General features: G+C 73.9%; 15 protein-coding genes and 1 pseudogene. 9 read left to right on the forward strand and 7 right to left on the reverse strand.

All coding sequences use genetic code 11. From position 1 onward, the window contains the following. Positions 1–161: 161 nt before the first annotated feature. Together NDAS_RS26310 and NDAS_RS26315 are read right to left on the reverse strand one after the other, a co-directional pair. On the reverse strand, positions 162–710 hold the full coding sequence (locus NDAS_RS26310; protein ID WP_013156306.1) for an ATP-binding protein: 549 nt from the start codon (positions 708–710) through the stop codon (positions 162–164). A gap of 13 nt (positions 711–723) precedes the next feature. Continuing rightward, a complete protein-coding gene (locus tag NDAS_RS26315) occupies positions 724–1,071 on the reverse strand; it encodes an STAS domain-containing protein (protein WP_013156307.1) in 348 nt (115 codons plus the stop codon). A 233-nt stretch (positions 1,072–1,304) separates the two neighbouring features. On the opposite strand from NDAS_RS26315, the gene NDAS_RS26320 reads away from it, so the two are divergent. The 5 genes from NDAS_RS26320 to NDAS_RS26340 all read left to right on the forward strand — a co-directional run bounded on the left by NDAS_RS26320 (position 1,305) and on the right by NDAS_RS26340 (position 5,308). Then, a complete protein-coding gene (locus NDAS_RS26320; protein WP_013156308.1) occupies positions 1,305–3,599 on the forward strand; it encodes a DEAD/DEAH box helicase in 2,295 nt (764 codons plus the stop codon). A 156-nt stretch (positions 3,600–3,755) separates the two neighbouring features. Then, entirely contained in the window at positions 3,756–3,965 is a 210-nt protein-coding gene (locus NDAS_RS26325; protein WP_013156309.1) for a DUF4244 domain-containing protein, read from the forward strand. Continuing rightward, positions 3,943–4,293, forward strand: coding sequence for a TadE family type IV pilus minor pilin (locus NDAS_RS26330; protein ID WP_081461789.1), 351 nt, complete (start codon positions 3,943–3,945; stop codon positions 4,291–4,293). Before NDAS_RS26325 ends, NDAS_RS26330 begins: the two co-directional genes overlap by 23 nt. Before the next feature lie 5 nt (positions 4,294–4,298). After that, entirely contained in the window at positions 4,299–4,655 is a 357-nt protein-coding gene (locus NDAS_RS26335; protein WP_013156311.1) for an Rv3654c family TadE-like protein, read from the forward strand. A gap of 407 nt (positions 4,656–5,062) precedes the next feature. Further along, positions 5,063–5,308 (forward strand): hypothetical protein, encoded by a 246-nt coding sequence (locus NDAS_RS26340; protein WP_210745552.1) that lies wholly within the window; start codon positions 5,063–5,065, stop codon positions 5,306–5,308. 40 nt (positions 5,309–5,348) lie between these two features. On the opposite strand, the gene NDAS_RS26345 is transcribed toward NDAS_RS26340, so the two are convergent. The 5 genes from NDAS_RS26345 to NDAS_RS26365 form a co-directional block, all read right to left on the reverse strand. After that, complete coding sequence (locus tag NDAS_RS26345) at positions 5,349–6,059, reverse strand: type II secretion system F family protein (protein WP_013156313.1); 711 nt, start codon at positions 6,057–6,059, stop codon at positions 5,349–5,351. Between the two features lie 332 nt (positions 6,060–6,391). Then, a complete protein-coding gene (locus NDAS_RS26350) occupies positions 6,392–7,072 on the reverse strand; it encodes a type II secretion system F family protein (protein ID WP_041553436.1) in 681 nt (226 codons plus the stop codon). Continuing rightward, a complete protein-coding gene (locus tag NDAS_RS26355) occupies positions 7,057–8,208 on the reverse strand; it encodes a TadA family conjugal transfer-associated ATPase (RefSeq protein WP_013156315.1) in 1,152 nt (383 codons plus the stop codon). Before NDAS_RS26355 ends, NDAS_RS26350 begins: the two co-directional genes overlap by 16 nt. After that, on the reverse strand, positions 8,205–9,110 hold the full coding sequence (gene ssd, locus NDAS_RS28785; protein WP_013156316.1) for a septum site-determining protein Ssd: 906 nt from the start codon (positions 9,108–9,110) through the stop codon (positions 8,205–8,207). Before ssd ends, NDAS_RS26355 begins: the two co-directional genes overlap by 4 nt. A 1,540-nt stretch (positions 9,111–10,650) precedes the next feature. Beyond that, a complete protein-coding gene (locus NDAS_RS26365) occupies positions 10,651–11,463 on the reverse strand; it encodes a Fic family protein (RefSeq protein ID WP_041553438.1) in 813 nt (270 codons plus the stop codon). A gap of 242 nt (positions 11,464–11,705) precedes the next feature. Between NDAS_RS26365 and acs the strand changes: the two genes are divergently transcribed. The 4 genes and pseudogenes from acs (at position 11,706) to NDAS_RS29470 (ending at position 15,885) form a co-directional block, all read left to right on the forward strand. Then, positions 11,706–13,676, forward strand: a complete 1,971-nt coding sequence (gene acs / locus NDAS_RS26370; protein ID WP_013156318.1) for an acetate--CoA ligase — start codon at positions 11,706–11,708, stop codon at positions 13,674–13,676. A 238-nt stretch (positions 13,677–13,914) separates the two neighbouring features. Further along, on the forward strand, positions 13,915–14,391 hold the full coding sequence (locus tag NDAS_RS26375) for a phage holin family protein (protein WP_013156319.1): 477 nt from the start codon (positions 13,915–13,917) through the stop codon (positions 14,389–14,391). Positions 14,392–14,505: 114 nt separating this feature from the next. Then, positions 14,506–15,255: pseudogene (locus NDAS_RS29465) on the forward strand (alpha/beta fold hydrolase); the annotation flags it as partial. A gap of 96 nt (positions 15,256–15,351) precedes the next feature. Further along, a complete protein-coding gene (locus NDAS_RS29470; RefSeq protein WP_232051734.1) occupies positions 15,352–15,885 on the forward strand; it encodes a DUF309 domain-containing protein in 534 nt (177 codons plus the stop codon). The last annotated feature ends 79 nt before the right edge of the window (positions 15,886–15,964 follow it).

Genomic DNA, 15,964 nt, shown 5'->3' on the forward strand with positions numbered 1-15,964 from the left:
CGCCCAGCGGTCCCGCATCCACCCCGGGGCCCGCGCCTGCGTCGGCGCAGGACTCGCGGCCGCGCCGGGCCTCCCGGCGTGACGGGCGGCCCGTGACACACCGAGGGCGCCTCCCCGCGGGGAGGCGCCCTCGTGAGCGTTCGGACACCGGCCCGGCGACCCTAGTTGGAACTCGGGTCGGGCGAGTGCTCCGTGGCCAGCGGCCAGCTCATCCGCACCACGGTCCCCCGGTCGCTGGGGTCGATCTTCACCTCGTCGGCCAGACCCGTGATGACCGCCAGGCCCAGCCCCGGGGAGAACCCGGAGATCCCGCCGGGAGGGGTGTCCTCACCGTCCAGGAAGAGCCCGTCGAGCAGGGACGGGTTGGCGGGCTCCTCCGTGTCCTTGGCCGGGGCACGGTCGGAGACGACGACCTCGAAACGTTGCGTCGCGCTCCCGTTGGCGCGCAGGATGCTGCTCGTGGCGTCGGTGCGGGACTCCGACGCCGGATCAGGCCCGCTGCCGTCGATCAACTGGAGCAGGATCGGCTGTGTGGGGCAGTGCAGCTTGTGCGCCGCCACCGCCCGGGAACACGCCTCACCGACCGCCAGCCTGATCTCGTCGATCGCTGAGGCGGCGATACCCGCCCGCCGTGCGACGGTGGCGGCCATGAGCCGCGCCGTGCGCACGTGAGCGGGGAGCGCGCTGATCGTGAGCGTGATGGTTGCCATCGCTCGCTCGGGGCTACTTCGCGGAACGCTTGTCGATGGCTTCCTGCACCGAGTCGTGGATGCCGAAGACCTTGGTCAGACCGGTGATCCGGAAGATCTTCAGGATGCGCTCCTGGGTGCAGACCAGGTCGAGGGTCCCGTCGTGGGCCCGGACGCGCTTGAGCCCGCCCACGAGCACACCGAGGCCCGTCGAGTCCAGGAACTCCACCTTCTCCATGTTGACCACGAGGTGGAAGTTGCCCTTGTTGACCAGGTCGATCAGCAGCTCGCGGAGCCGGGGCGCGGTATAGACATCGATCTCACCCTCAACGACGACGATCTCGGTGTCGCCCTCGGTGTAATGATCAAGCTTCAAGTCCACTAGTCCTCCAGCGCCGAACCGCGAAAAACGCGAATGATCTCTGCCGGGCGTTACCCCACCAGCACGCATTCAACCACGCGTGTCGAGTGCGTCTTCCTGTGATGCACAGAAAAACCGTGACACCGCGCCACTGTTCCCCCGGATGTCACACTGAAACCAATGTCCCAGTGCTCCACCCTTGGGTGAGAGGCGCCTGCGGGCCTCGAACGCGTACCAGTGAGGAGGGGTCTCGGATGAGGCGACCGGAGCCCGTGCTTCCCGGTGTGTGGCGTGACGATACCCGGTACCCACAGGTGACCCACATCGAGCACGTGGCCCGCAACGACGGGGTGAGCGGGGAGTGGCCGGTGTGGACCGCGCCCCACCTGGTCGAACGGCTCGCCGACAGGGGGATCACGGGACCGTGGTCCCACCAGGCCGAAGCCGCCGACCTCGCACGTTCGGGCCGTGATGTGATCATAGCCACGGGTACCGCCTCGGGAAAGTCACTCGCCTTCCTCCTACCCGCTGCGGACGCGATTGACGCGGGCGGAACCGTGCTCTACCTCTCCCCGACCAAGGCGCTCGCCCAGGACCAGCTGCGGTGGATAACGGACCTCTCCCTGCCGGGGATGCGGACAGCCGTCTATGACGGCGACACCCCGGCCGAGGAGCGCTCCTGGGTGCGCGAGCACGGCAACTACGTGCTCACCAACCCGGACATGCTGCACCACGGCATCCTGCCCCGCCACGGGGCGTGGGCGCGCTTCCTGCGTCGGCTGCGCTACGTGGTGATCGACGAGGCGCACCGATACCGGGGGGTTTTCGGCTCGCACGTCGCGCAGATCCTGCGTCGGCTGCGCCGCGTGTGCGCCCGCTACCGGTCGCGTCCGGTGTTCGTGCTCGCCTCGGCCACCTCCGGCAGCCCCGCCGAGAGCGCCGCCCGGCTGACCGGCGTGCCCGTCACGGCGGTCAGCCGGGACGGTTCCCCGCGTCCGGGGATGTCCGTGGCGCTGGTGGAGCCGGAGTTGACCGACCTGACCGGCGAGCACGGGGCGCCGATCCGCAGGACGGCGCCCTCGCAGGCCGCCGAGATGCTCGCCGACCTGGTCCGCGACGGTGTGCGCACCCTGGTGTTCGTCCGCTCCCGGCAGGGTGCGGAGGTGGTCGCGCTGACCACCCAGCGCCTGCTGGCCGAGCGCGGCGACCACGCCCTGGCCGGGAGGGTGGCCGCCTACCGGGGCGGATACCTGGCCTCGGAGCGCCGGGAGCTGGAGGAGGCCCTGCGCTCGGGGGAGATCCTCGGCCTGGCCAGCACCAACGCCCTGGAGCTGGGGGTGGACATCAGCGGTCTGGACGCGGTGCTCATCGCCGGGTGGCCGGGAACCCTCGCGTCACTGTGGCAGCAGGCGGGCCGTGCCGGACGGCGCGGGGAGGACGCGCTGGCGGTGTTCATCGCCCGTGACGACCCTTTGGACACCTACCTGGCGCACCACCCGGAGGCCATTTTCGGCCGGTCCGTAGAAGCGACCGTCCTCGATCCGGAAAACCCGCACATCCTGGGGCCGCACCTGTGCGCGGCCGCCCAGGAGCTGCCGATCACCAAGGACGACTTCGATCTCTTCGGAGCGACGACCGAGGAGCGGCTCGCCGAACTCGTCGAACGCCGCCTGCTGCGAAGGCGTCCACGGGGCTGGTTCTGGACGAGTAACGAGCGGGCCAGCGACCTAGCCGATATCCGCGGGTCGGGCGGGCCTCCCGTACAGATCGTCGACACCGGGAGCGGCCAGCTGCTCGGCGAGGTCGACGAGCCCGCCGCCCACGGCACCGTCCACCCCGGCGCGGTGTACCTGCACCAGGGGTACACGTACCTGGTCGACGACCTCGACCTCGACGAGGGCGTCGCCCTGGTCCACCCGGCGGAGCCGCCCTACAGCACCTGGGCGCGCGACACCACCGACATCACGGTCCGGTCGGTGCTGCGCCAGGAGGAGTGGCCGAGCGGGGCCACCGTGTACTTCGGCGAGGTGCAGGTGGTGCGCCAGGTGGTCGGGTTCCTGCGCAGGGACGTGCGCACCGGTTCGGTCCTGGGGGAGCAGTCGCTGGACCTGCCCGAGCGCACCCTCGACACCCGCGCGGTGTGGTGGACGCTGCCCGCCGAGGGCGAGGAGCGGCTGCGCCGGGAGGACGTGGGGCTGCTGGGCGCCGCCCACGCCGCCGAGCACGCCGCGATCGGGCTGCTGCCGCTGCTGGCGACCTGCGACCGCTGGGACATCGGCGGGGTGTCCACCTCCGTGCACGGTGACACCGGCAGGCTGACGGTGTTCGTCTACGACGGGTACGAGGGCGGCGCGGGCTTCGCCGAACGGGGGTACGCGGCGGCGCGCGAGTGGCTGTCCGCGACCCGCGCGGCCATCGCCGACTGCGAGTGCGACCAGGGCTGCCCGTCATGCATCCAGTCGCCCAAGTGCGGTAACGGCAACGAGCCGTTGAGCAAGGCCGGCGCGCTGCGCCTGCTCGACGAGGTCCTCGCGGACGGCGAGGACTGACGGCCGGGACGAGGCCGTCCACAGCCTGTGGACGAAGCGCGGGGGCGCGGAGGGAGTTATCCACAGGCTGGGGAAGGGGCTTTCGCGTCGGCTCCGGCCCGCCGAACCTGGAGGAAGAGGGCCGGAGCAGACGGCCCCCCCACCAGGAAGGCCGCCATGTCCGCTCCCGTGCCCACGCCCCCTCCCGCGTCCCCGCCCACCGCCGCGCCGTCCCCGGCGGACGCCGGGATGACGACCTCCGAGTACGCCTTCTGCACCATCGCGGCGGTCGCCTTCGCCGGGGTCCTCTACGCCGTGCTCACCAGCGGTGCGGTCGAGGACGTCCTCACCGATCTCGTGGTCAATGCGCTCGGCTCGGGTTTTTGACCGGGGCTCGGCCACCGCGGAGGCGGCGATGGTGCTGCCCTCCCTGCTGCTCGTCCTGGCCGTGGCCCTCGGTGCCGTCCAGGCCGCGTCGGCCCAGCTCTCCTGCGCCGACGCGGCGCGCCTGGGCGCCCGGGCGCTGGCCCGCGGCGAACCCCACGACCGCGCCCGCTCCCTGGCGCTGACCGCCGCTCCCGACGGAGCCGACGTGCACCTGTCCGAGGACGGGGGCATGGCCCGCGTCACCGTACGGGCGCGACTCCTGTTCGGCCCGGGGGTCTCCCTGCCGGTGGACGGCAGCGCCGCCGTCCCCCTCGAACCCGGGAGCTGACCCCGGTGCGCTCAGACTCCGGTTCCGCCACCGTCTGGTGGGTCGCCCTGGGGGCGCTGCTCTGGTTCGTCACCCTCGCCGTCCTCGCGACCTCCGCGGCGCGGCTCGACCGCGACCGCGCCACCACCGCGGCCGACCTGGCCGCACTCGCTGCCGCCGCCGAGGCCGTCCACGGAACGGAACGGGCCTGCGCGCGGGCCCGCGACACCGCCGAGGCCAACCGCGCCTCCCTCGAATCCTGTGTCCTCACCGGCTCCACCGCCGAGGTGGTGGTCGCGGTCTCCTCGTCCCTCATCGAACGGCCTGTCCGGGCGCGCTCCCTGGCCGGACCGGCCGCCGTCTCCTCCGAGGAAGTGGAATGAGTCCTGCCCCCGTCTCCGTGCTGATGTGCGCCCTCCTGCTGGGAGCCCCCGCCCAGCCCGGGGGCGCACCGCCCTGCCCCGCCTCGCCCGCGCCACAGATCACAGATCCCCTCGGTGTCGACCACTCCGGTGTTTCCATCGCTCCCGAGAACTCCGCGCACGCCGCTGGTTCCGCCGGTCTCACCCACGCCCTTGGACCCCAAGGCAGAACGGGCGCTACCGGTGTAGAGGATCCGGCCTCCTCCAACGGGCCCACCGAGGCCGCGCGCTCCGATGACCCCCTCCGCTCCGACGAACCCGTCGGCTTCGGAGCCCTCGAGAACTCCGGCCGAACGGCCCCTTCCGCCGGTCCCGAGCGGTGCGCCGAACCGTCACCGGTCCCCGCCTCCCCGGAACCGTCCCGCCCCGTGCGGAAGAGCCCACGCGACGCGACGGACGCGCCCTCGCCCCTCAGCGAACCGGTGGTGTACCGCACGGCCGCAGCCCCGACCCCGACCGGTACGGCGTTGCGGATCGTCGGCAACGTCTCGACCGGAATCCTGGTGCTGCTGTGCGTCGTGGTGCCGGTGCTGCGCCTGTCCGTGGGCTGGCCCCGCTTCCCCGTCCCCTACGAGGGCCAGCGGCGGCGCGGCTCCCGGGACGGGCAACCCTGACCGCCACCGCGCCGCCGCACACGCGACCGGGCCCGGGACCTCAACCGCCCAGGGCCCGGGACAGCAGCTCGGCGGCCATCGGCACGATGCCGATCAGCACGAACGCGGGCAGGAAGCACAGACCCAGGGGCGCCACCACCAGCACGCCCAGCCGCTCCAGCCGTGCCGTCCCCCGGGCCCGCAGGGTCCGGCGCAGATCGACCGCGTGCCGGTCCAGGAGGTCGGCCACCGGTGCCCCGGTGTCGGCGGCCCGGGCCAGGTCGCGCCCCACCGGGACGAGGGGCTCGGGCAGCGCCGGGCGCCGCCAGGCCTCGGCGGGAGCGGCGCCCAGGCGCAGTTGTTCGGCCACCGCGGCCAGTTCCTCCCCCAGCCTTCCCCGCGTCGCCCGGGACACCGCAGTGAGGCAGGCGGGCACCGTCGCCCCGGCGCGGATGCCCGAGGCGAGCAGACCGATCACCACGGGCAGGTCGGCGGTCACCGGCAGCCGTTGAGAACGGGAACCGGCGCTCCTGCGGGCGCGCACCCACAGGGCGGCGCACACCCCGGCCACGACGAGGCCCCCGACCGCGCCGAACAGGGCCACCGCGACGGTCAGCGCGAACGCCCCCGCCAGGGTCGGCCCCAGCAGGCGGACCGGCAGCCCCGGCCCGGCCGGAGCACGGGAGGGCGGACGCAGTCCGCGCGCCGTTCCCCCGCCCAGCAGTACCCACACACACGCGGCTCCCAGAACCGCGGCGACCGTCAGGAACATCCGTCCTCCCTCTTCTTCCTCGCGCTGCGCCACCGCGGCCGGAGCGATGCCGACCGTGGCCAGTCGTCCCTCCCCGGGCCCGGCTCGACGGCCGACGCCCAGGCCCTGGGCCCGAATTCCGAGTCGGGCTCCCGACCGGGGCACCCGGACGGGCCTCCGGCCAGTTCCCCGGTCGAGGCCCCGGACCTGCTGGACAGGCGTCCGACCCAGATCTCCGGACCGGAGACCGCTGCCGGGGTACCCGGGCCAGGCCTCCGGCCGAGGCGTTCCGACGGGCATCCGTCAGTCCCCCGGACGGGGTCCGCCGTCCGCGTCCCGTTGCCCGGGTCCTGTCAGGGAAAGGCGGTCGCCGAGCGCACCATGCGCAGCGTCCACCAGGTCCCGAGAGCGTCCAGGGCCACCCCGCCCACCAGGCAGGCCAACCCCAGCGGCGTGGTGAACAGGAACACCAGCGGCGATCCGCCCAGGCCCGAGGACAACAGCAGTCCGACGGCGGGCAGGGCGGCCAGCACGATCGCGGTGGTGCGCGGACCGGTGGTGCGCGCGGCGGCCTCCGTGCGCTGCTCCTCCTGCTCGGTGAGGTTCGCGGCCAGGGCGTCCACCACCTCGGCCAGACCCGCCCCGGTGTCCGCGGCCACCTCCCAGCACACCGCCAGGTAGGCCAGTGCCCACAGGTCCGGTTCGCGTTCGGCCTCGCGGCGCAACGACGCCGCGTCGGTCAGGGAGCCCACCAGCGGGCCCGCCTCGGCGGCGGAGATCCGCAGGGCCTCCTCCGGCGGCTGCCCGGCGCGCAGTTCGGCGGCCAGCACCCGGCACAGCACCACCACCGCGGCGCGGCGCCGGGCGCCCTCACCGGCACGGGCCGCCAGCGCCCGCCAGTCCACGGACCACGACACCGGCCGCCGGGGCCGGGGAAGGAGGGACGCCAACCGGCTGCGCCGCGCCCCGGGGACCAGGCACAGCAGCACCAGGCCTCCCGAACAGGCCGCCAGTGCGGTCACCACCGGCGCCACCCCCCGCCCAGCCGGGCGGCCACCTCGTCCGCCCCGGCGTGTTCCCGGCGGCTGCCGTCGGGACCGAAGGACACCGCCGGCACCGCCTCCACCAGCCCGTCCGAACCGCGTCTGAGCACCCGCAGCTCGGCCAGGCGCCGCCCGCCGGAGTCCCGGACCAGGTGCACGACCATGACCCTGGTGGCGGCCAGCTGGCTGTGCACGGCGGCCCGGTCCAGTCCGGCCGCGCACCCCAGCGCCTCCACCCGGGCGGGCACGTCGCCCGCGCCGTTGGCGTGCAGGGTCCCCGCGCCGCCCTCGTGCCCGGTGTTCAGAGCGCCCAGCAAGGACACGATCTCCGGCCCGCGCGCCTCGCCGACCACCAGCCGGTCCGGACGCATCCGCAGCGCCTGCCGGACCAGGGTCTCCAGCGACACCTCGCCACTGCCCTCGATGTTGGGCGGACGGGTCTGGAGGCGGACCACGTGCGGATGCTCGGGCCGCAGCTCGGGGGAGTCCTCGGCCAGGACGATCCGCTCCCCCGGGTCCACCAGGGAGAGCAGGCACGACAGCAGCGTGGTCTTGCCCGTGCCGGTGCCCCCGCTGACCAGGAACGGCACCCGCGAGGCCACCAGGGACCGCAGCAGCTCGGCCCCGCACGGGGTGACCGTCCCCCGCCGGGCCAACCGCTCCAGGGTGAACACCCGCCGGGGAGGCAGCCGCAGCGACACGCACGCCCCGGCGGGCGCCACCGGCGGCAGCACCGCGTGCAGCCGCGCGCCGCTGGGAAGCCGGGCGTCCACGTAGGGCACGGCCGCGTCCAACCGTCTCCCCGCCTGCGCCGCCAGCCGCTGGGCCAGTCGGCGCACCGCGTCCGCCGACTCGAAGCGCACCCCGGCCCGGCGCAGGCCTCCGCCGTCGTCCACCCACACCTCGTCGGGACCGTTGACGAGGATGTCGGTGACCCCCGACGTCATGAGCTCCTCCAGCGGCCCCGCCCCCGACAGGTCGGCGGCCAGACGGCGGGTCATGGACAGCACCTCGGTGTCGCCCAGCAGACCTCCCTCGGCGCGCAGCGCCGCAGCGACGCTCGACGGGCTCACCGGCACCCCGGACGCCACCAGGCGGTTGCGCACGGCCTCCACCAGGGGGCTCACCGGACCTCCTCCAGCGCGGGCAGGCCCGCGACGACCCGGTCGGCGAACCGGGCCAGGGGCGAACGGGGATGGCGGGCGGGCACGTCCCCCGCGGCCAGCGACCGGGCCAGCCCCGGCTCGGACGGCAGGTCCGCGCCCAGGTCCACCTTCAAGGCCCTGGACACCACGTCCGCGCTCAGTTCGCCCCGGGCGCCGCGCACCACCAGCCGCACGGTCCGCGTCTCCCCACGCAGCCGGGCGACCGTCCTGGTCGCCGCCACCACCGAGGGCACGTCCGCCGGGACGACCAGCAGTACCAGGTCGGATCGGTTCAGGAACACGGTGGTGGCCGGGTCGAAGGAGCGCGGCAGGTCGGCCACCACCAGGTCGGTGCCGTCCCTGGCCGAGGACAGGACCGCGCGCACGGCACCCACCGGCAGGGGGCCGGTCGGCTCCGGGCCGCGCGTCCAGGTCAGCACCGACACCCGGGAGGTCCCCGGCAGTCCGGCGCGCAGGTCGCGCCAGCGCACCCGGCCGCGCCTGCGCAGCAGGTCGCCCCAGCCGGTCCACCGCTCGGGACCGGGGGAGGGGCCCCGGTCGCACCCGAGGTAGACGTCGGGGCCGCACCCGAACGGGTCGGCGTCCAGCAGGGCGGTGGAGCGTCCGGCGCGCTCACCGGCCAGGGCGAGGGCCACCGCGAGCAGGCTGGCCCCGGCACCGCCCCGGCCGCCGACCACCGACACCGTGGGCGCCGGAACCCGGCCGGGGGAGGACGCCCTCGCGAGCAGGCCGACCAGCAGCGCCTCGTCCCGGGGCAGCAGGAGCACGCGCGCCTCCCGGAACCCCCGCGGGGACCCCTCCCCGGCGGCGTCCGAGGCCGGGGCCTCCAGGGGAACGCCCGACCGGTGCCCGGACACGCGCATGTCCGAGGTCGGGTGCTCCGCGGCGAGGTCCGGCCGGTACGCCTCCGCTGGGGCGTCCGGCGAGGAGCGCCCCGCGGGAGTGCCCGGCCGGTACGCCTCCTCCGGACCGCCCGGAGGGGAGCCCTGCGCGTGGGCGCCCGGCCGGTACCGGTCCGGGGGGACGCGCGGCCGGGGCACCGCGGCGACCGGCGGCGCGTCCCCTCCCCCGAAGGGTCCCCGCCGGCGTCGGCCTCCCGGGGATCCCGGGTCACGACCACGTGGCGGCCCGGCGGAGGGTCGGCGGCCCGCAGGAGCGCGCGCAGGTCGGCGCCGATCACGACGAGCGGGGCGCGCGGCCACAGACTCAGCGCCCGGTCGGGCGTGTGGGCGACGGTGACCTCGGTGGAGGCGGCGGTGGCCAGCCTGAGGAGGTCGTCGAGGAGGAGGGGGTCTGCGGTCGCGAGCAGGGGCCGGTGCTGGGCGTCCATGGGACCTCCCGGGTCGAGGGGCTTTCCTCGACCTTCGCCGACCGGGCACGACGGCGAAAGCCCCGATTCGAAGCTGTGGACAACGTCGGCGGGGCTCGGATCGGCGAGGGGAGGCCGGGCGTCGCGCAGATGGGCGGACCGGTTCGGCTGTGGCCTGGTGTGTCCGCGACCCGGATCAGCCGGGTCCGGGTTCGTTCGCGGTCCGGTTCACCTGGCGGGCGGGATGCGTATACGGGGGCGGATACGCACCCCCGCCCGACAGGCGAGATGAGCGGACGCGGGGACTCGCCTTCACAGGGGGAGAAGGCCGCCACGCGGGGTTGCCGGTCCCGGGGGGTGAGGACCGGGTCCGCTCTCTGGTGAGGGTCGGCGAAGAGACGTGCTCTCGCGACCACCGGAAGGCACACGGACGTCATTCGGCGAAGAGGGATACCACCGGAACGCGAAATGGGGCGCGTACGGCGGAGGCGCGAAGCGGGCGGCCCGCCCTCTTGGGAACGACGGGACAGACGTTACCACGCAGAGTTCCGTATCGGTTCTGGAATCAAGGGCAAAAATTCGGGTCAACCGCCTTTTCGTCGCCGGAACATCGGCGTAGAAAGAAAGCAGTCGGTGGCTGAGAACCACCCCGACACGACAACCGGGAACCCACGCGCCACTTGGCCCCGTGAGGCCCGTCTAGATCGGACAGGCTGATGTCCTGCCTGGTCAGACTAGGAAAATGGACGCCTGCTAACCCGGCGGAACGTGTCGGAGGCGGCGCCCCGGGAGACAGGACGGGGCGCCGTTCGTCCTGTGCGCACGCAAGGGCCGTGCCGCCCCCGCCCCCTTGTGGAACCGGCAAGCGTGATCGAACCGATACTCTTCCTGAACCTACCGGTCGGTAAATAACCGATTAGTGTTCAACATTTCGGTCGCGCACAGTTGCCGACCGTCAAAAGTTGTTGTCCTTTCCCGGCTTCTCCGCGCGCCTCGCGCACCTCCGCGTACCACCGAGGCCTCCGGCCCGTCCGTGCGCCTCGCGCGCCCCGGGCGCTTTCGAGATCTCCGGCCCGGAAGCCGGCGCCCCGCGCTCAGCCGCGCTTGAGGGCCTCACAGGTGGCCAGCGAGTCCTGCGCCCCCGCGCGGACCGCGCGGCAGCAGTACGCCACCCACCCGGCGACGCCCTCCGGGGTGCCGCCCATGTACCCGCGCAGCGCCGGCCCGTACTCGTCCCGCAGCGTCCGGTGGCCGAGCTCGGAGGGCACCAGCGACTTGGGGTCCAGACCCCGCTCCACCAGCGTCAACCGTTCGGCCGCGCGCGCCACCAGACCGTCGCCCCACCCGAACGGACGGACCGCCATCAGCTCCCCGTGCACCAGGGCCGACATCACCAGCGCGGGCACCGACGTGCGCGCGCCCAGCAGCGAGTACAGGCCCTCCAGCCTGGCCATCGCGGTCTCCGGAGCCGGGGCCGGGCCCAGCCCCAGGGGGTCCTCGACGCGTTCCCCGGCCCTGCGGGGACGGCCCAGCGCGTCCGCGGACACCGCGTCCGCCGCGGCCAGCGTGTGCAGCCGGGCCAGGGCCTGGCGCGGAGCCCTCGGCCAGGTGTCCACCAGGCTCCCCAGCTCTCCGGACACCCGAAGCGCGCCCTTGACGCGCGTGTCGTACACGTGCCCCTCGCGGATCTCCTCCATCGAGACCTCGGCGCCCTCCAGCGCCGCCGACGCGACCGCGCCGCGCAGCGCGGACTCCATGGACACGTCGCTGCTGCGGCGGCGCAGCACGCGGTGGCCCAACAGACGGTCGACCAGGGTCCGCGTCTCGGCGACCGCGTCGGCCACACCGGGCAGCTCGGCGATCCGGGCCAACGGGTCGGACACGGGGGAAGAAGTCGGTTCGCTCACGGAAAACAACACTACGCGCCGGTAACCCGGGCGGCCCACACCGGCGGGCCGGGTCGGCGGCCCGCGCCGACGACAGCGCGCGAACCGTTCCCCGCGACCGCTCGTCGCGGCAGGGCGACCGTTCGCCGCCCGTTCGTCGCGCGCCCGGCCTTCCCCGCCGCTGGACGCCACCCCGCCTGTTCACGGGGTATCGCACGACATGATTAATTGGGTGTGAACCAGCCTACGTAAGGAGAATCACAGTGGCCGACAGCACTCCCGCGAGCCAGGAGACACTGTCCAACCTTCTCCACGAGACGCGCAGCTTCCCTCCCCCGGAGGCGCTCGCCGCCGACGCCAACGTCAAGGCCGACGCCTACGCCAGGGCCGACGAGGACCGTCTCGGTTTCTGGGAGGAGCAGGCCCGCAGGCTCCAGTGGGAACAGCCCTGGGACACCGCCCTGGAGTGGAACCCGCCCTTCGCCAAGTGGTTCGTCGGCGGGAGGATCAACGCCTCCGTCAACTGCGTGGACCGGCACGTGGCCAACGGCCTCGGCGACCGGGTCGCCTACCACTGGGAGGGCGAGCCCGGCGACACCCGCACCATCACCTACGCCGAGCTCAAGGACCTGGTCTCCCAGGCGGCCAACGCCATGACCGGACTCGGCGTGCGCAAGGGCGACCGCGTCGCCATCTACATGCCGATGATCCCCGAGACCGTCGTGGCCATGCTCGCCTGCGCCCGTCTCGGCGCCGTCCACATGGTCGTGTTCGGCGGCTTCTCCGTGGACGCCCTGGGCCAGCGCCTCGACGACAGCCAGGCCAAGCTCGTGGTCACCGCCGACGGAGGCTACCGCCGCGGCAAGGCCAGCGCCCTCAAGCCCGCCGTGGACGCCGCCGTCGCCGACCGCCCCGCGGTCGAGAACGTCCTCGTCGTCCGCCGCACCGGCCAGGACGTCGAGTGGACCGACCGCGACGTGTGGTGGCACGACGTCGTGGAGTCCCAGAGCACCGAGCACACGCCCGAGGCGCACGACGCCGAGGACCCGCTGTACATCATGTACACCAGCGGCACCACGGCCAAGCCCAAGGGCATCCTGCACACCACCGGCGGCTACCTCACCCAGGTCGCCTACACCCACTGGGCGGTCTTCGACCTCAAGCCCGAGACCGACGTCTACTGGTGCGCCGCCGACATCGGCTGGGTCACCGGCCACTCCTACATCGTCTACGGCCCGCTCGCCAACGCGGCCACCACCGTCCTGTACGAGGGCACCCCGGACACCCCGCACAAGGGCCGCTTCTGGGAGATCATCGAGAAGTACAAGGTCACCATCGCCTACATGGCCCCCACGGCGATCCGCACCTTCATGAAGTGGGGCGACGACATCCCCGCCAAGTTCGACCTGTCCAGCCTGCGCGTCATCGGCTCGGTGGGCGAGCCCATCAACCCCGAGGCCTACGTCTGGTACCGCAAGAACATCGGCGGCGACCGCACTCCGGTCGTGGACACCTGGTGGCAGACCGAGACCGGCGCCGTCATGGTCAGCCCCCTGCCGGGCGTGACCTCCGGCAAGCCCGGCGCGGCCATGCGGGCCATCCCCGGCATCGTCGCCGACGTCGTGGACGAGCAGGGCGAGTCCGTCCCCGACGGCGAGGGCGGCTTCATCGTCATCCGCGAGCCGTGGCCGTCCATGCTCCGCGGGATCTGGGGCGACCCCCAGCGCTACAAGGACACCTACTGGTCGCGCTTCGAGGGCCTGTACTTCCCCGGTGACGGCGCCAAGAAGGACGCCGACGGCGACCTGTGGCTGCTGGGCCGCGTGGACGACGTCATGCTCGTCTCCGGCCACAACATCTCCACCACCGAGGTCGAGTCCGCGCTGGTCTCCCACCCGCGCGTGGCGGAGGCCGCGGTCGTCGGCGCCACCGACAAGGTCACCGGCCAGGCCATCGTCGGCTTCGTGATCCTGCGCGGCGGCGAGGAGGAGGTCCCCGAGGACCTGGTCCAGGAACTGCGCAACCACGTCGGCACCTCGCTCGGCCCGATCGCCAAGCCCGCCCGCCTCCTGGCGGTGCCCGAGCTGCCCAAGACCCGCTCGGGCAAGATCATGCGGCGCCTGCTGCGCGACATCGCCGAGAACCGGGCCGTCGGCGACACCTCCACGCTCACCGACTCCTCGATCATGGAGGTCATCGCCAAGCAGCTGCCCTCCGCCAAGCGGGAGGACTGAGCTGAGGGGCCCGCGCGGGCCCCTCAGCCACCGGTGAACGGCGCCCCGGTCCGGGGCGCCGTTCGCTGTCTCCCCTCCCTCCCCCCGCCTTCCCCGGTCCGGGGACCCGCGCCCGCCGCCCGTGCGACCGGAGGCGGCGGCGCCGTTGTGCGTGCCGTGAGAGACGTCCGAGACGGGGTATGTGCGAGGATGCGGAGGATCATCCGTGCGTTCGGACCGAGAGAAGGGAACCTCCACGATGGCGGAGAAGCCGGGTACCGGTGAACCTGGCGCCACCAGGGACACCGACCGTTCGATCAGCGAACTGGTCTCAGACGCCACGGGCAACATCTCCCGTCTGGTCAGCCTGGAGATCAAGCTGGCCAAGCTGGAGGCCAAGGCCGACGCGGCCAAGATCGGCAAGGGCGTGGCCGGTTTCGCCGTGGTCGGGGTCCTCGCCCACATCTTCGTCATCCTCCTCTCGGTGACCGGGGCCTTCGTCCTGTACGAGGTCGCCGGGCTCCCCGGCTGGGCCAGCTTCGGCATCGTCACCCTCGTCTACCTGCTGCTCGCCGCGGCCGTCGCGCTGTACGCGATCGCCACCCTGCGCAAGCGGGAGGGCCTCCAGCGCACCGCGCTGACCACCTCGCGCTTCACCGGCATCCTGCGCGGCGACATCCGCCCGCCCTCGAACGCCGTCGAGACCGCCGAGGCGTCCGCTCCCGCGGCCCGGTAGGCCCGCGCGTTGTTGGACGACTCGGCCGCCTACGTCGACGGCCCCTGGACCCACAGGACCGTCAGCGCGGCGGGGGCCCGGTTCCACGTCGCCGAGGCCGGTGACGGGCCGCTGGTGCTCCTCCTCCACGGCTTCCCCCAGTTCTGGTGGGCCTGGCGCGCCCAACTGACCGCGCTCGCCGACGCCGGTTACCGCGCGGTCGCCGCGGACCTGCGCGGCTACGGCGCCAGCGACAAGACCCCGCGCGGCTACGACCTCGTCACCCTCGCCCAGGACGCCGCCGGACTGGTCCGCGCCCTCGGCTCACGGGACGCGGCCGTGGTCGGGCACGGCCTGGGCGGCCTCGTCGCCTGGACGATGACCGCCTACCACCCCGGCACCGTGCGCGCCCTGGCCGCGGTGTCGTCGCCGCACCCGCTGCGAGCGGCCCGCGTCCTGGCCTCCGGCGGTCCCGGCGTCCGCCACATGCTCCGGGCACAGCTGCCGATCCTCCCCGAGCACCGGCTCCTGAGCGACGGGTGCGAACGCGTGGGCGACCTGCTCCGGGAGTGGTCGGGCCCCGGCTGGCCCGACACCGAGGCCGAGGAGCACTACCGCCGCGCCTTCGCCATCCCCAAGGTCTCCCACTGCTCCCTGGAGAGCCACCGCTGGATCTTCCGGTCGCGGTGGCGCACGGACGGACTCCGCTACGACGCGCGGATGCGCCGTGCTCCCGTGCGCGTCCCCGTCCTCCAGCTCCACGGGACCCTCGACCCGGTGTGCCCGCCCGGACCGGCACGCGCCTCACGGGGCGTGGTGACGGGGCCCTACCGTTGGAGGCAGGTCCACGGCGCGGGACACTTCCCGCACGAGGAACGACCGGAGGAGGTCTCCCGCGCGCTCGTCGAGTGGCTCGCGGAGGTCTCGGCGGTGAGGCGGACGGAGTCCTCGCAGGCGAGGGGGAACGGCGGTGAGGCACTGATGGCGACGGAGACCGCGGACGGGCACCGGGAGTCCGGGGGCCGAGGAGGCGGGCGGGACCGCAACGAGACCGGGCAGGCGCAGAACCAGCGCCCCCGGGACCGGTACGGGCGCCCGATGCCGCACGGGAGCCGGGGCGAGGTGGAGCGGGTCCCCGACGACGCCGAGTTCTCCGCGGAGGAAGGTCTGGAGGAGGCCCAGCGGCTGCTCGACCAGGGGTACGCTTTCACCGCCCACGAGGTCCTCGAAGCCGTGTGGAAGTCCGCGCCCGACCCCGAGCGGGAACTGTGGCGCGGCCTCGCCCAGACGGCCGTGGGGGTCACCCACGCGCAGCGCGGCAACATGGTCGGCGCGGCACGTCTGCTGAGGCGGGGCGCGGACCGCGTGGAGCCGTTCGGGCCGGACGCCCCCCACGGGGTGGACGTGGCGGGGGTGGCGGCGTTCGCCCGCGCCCTGGCCGACGACCTCGACGCCGGGCGCGCCCGCCCGGGTGACGGGATCGACCCTTCGGGGATGCGCCTGCTCGGCGGGTAACCGCCGAGAAGCGTGTCCTCCGGCCGACGCGGCAGGCGCTCTTCGGTCGTGGGCGCACGCGCCCGCGACTCCCGCCGCG

Source organism: Nocardiopsis dassonvillei subsp. dassonvillei DSM 43111 (genome assembly GCF_000092985.1).
Lineage (GTDB): Bacteria > Actinomycetota > Actinomycetes > Streptosporangiales > Streptosporangiaceae > Nocardiopsis > Nocardiopsis dassonvillei.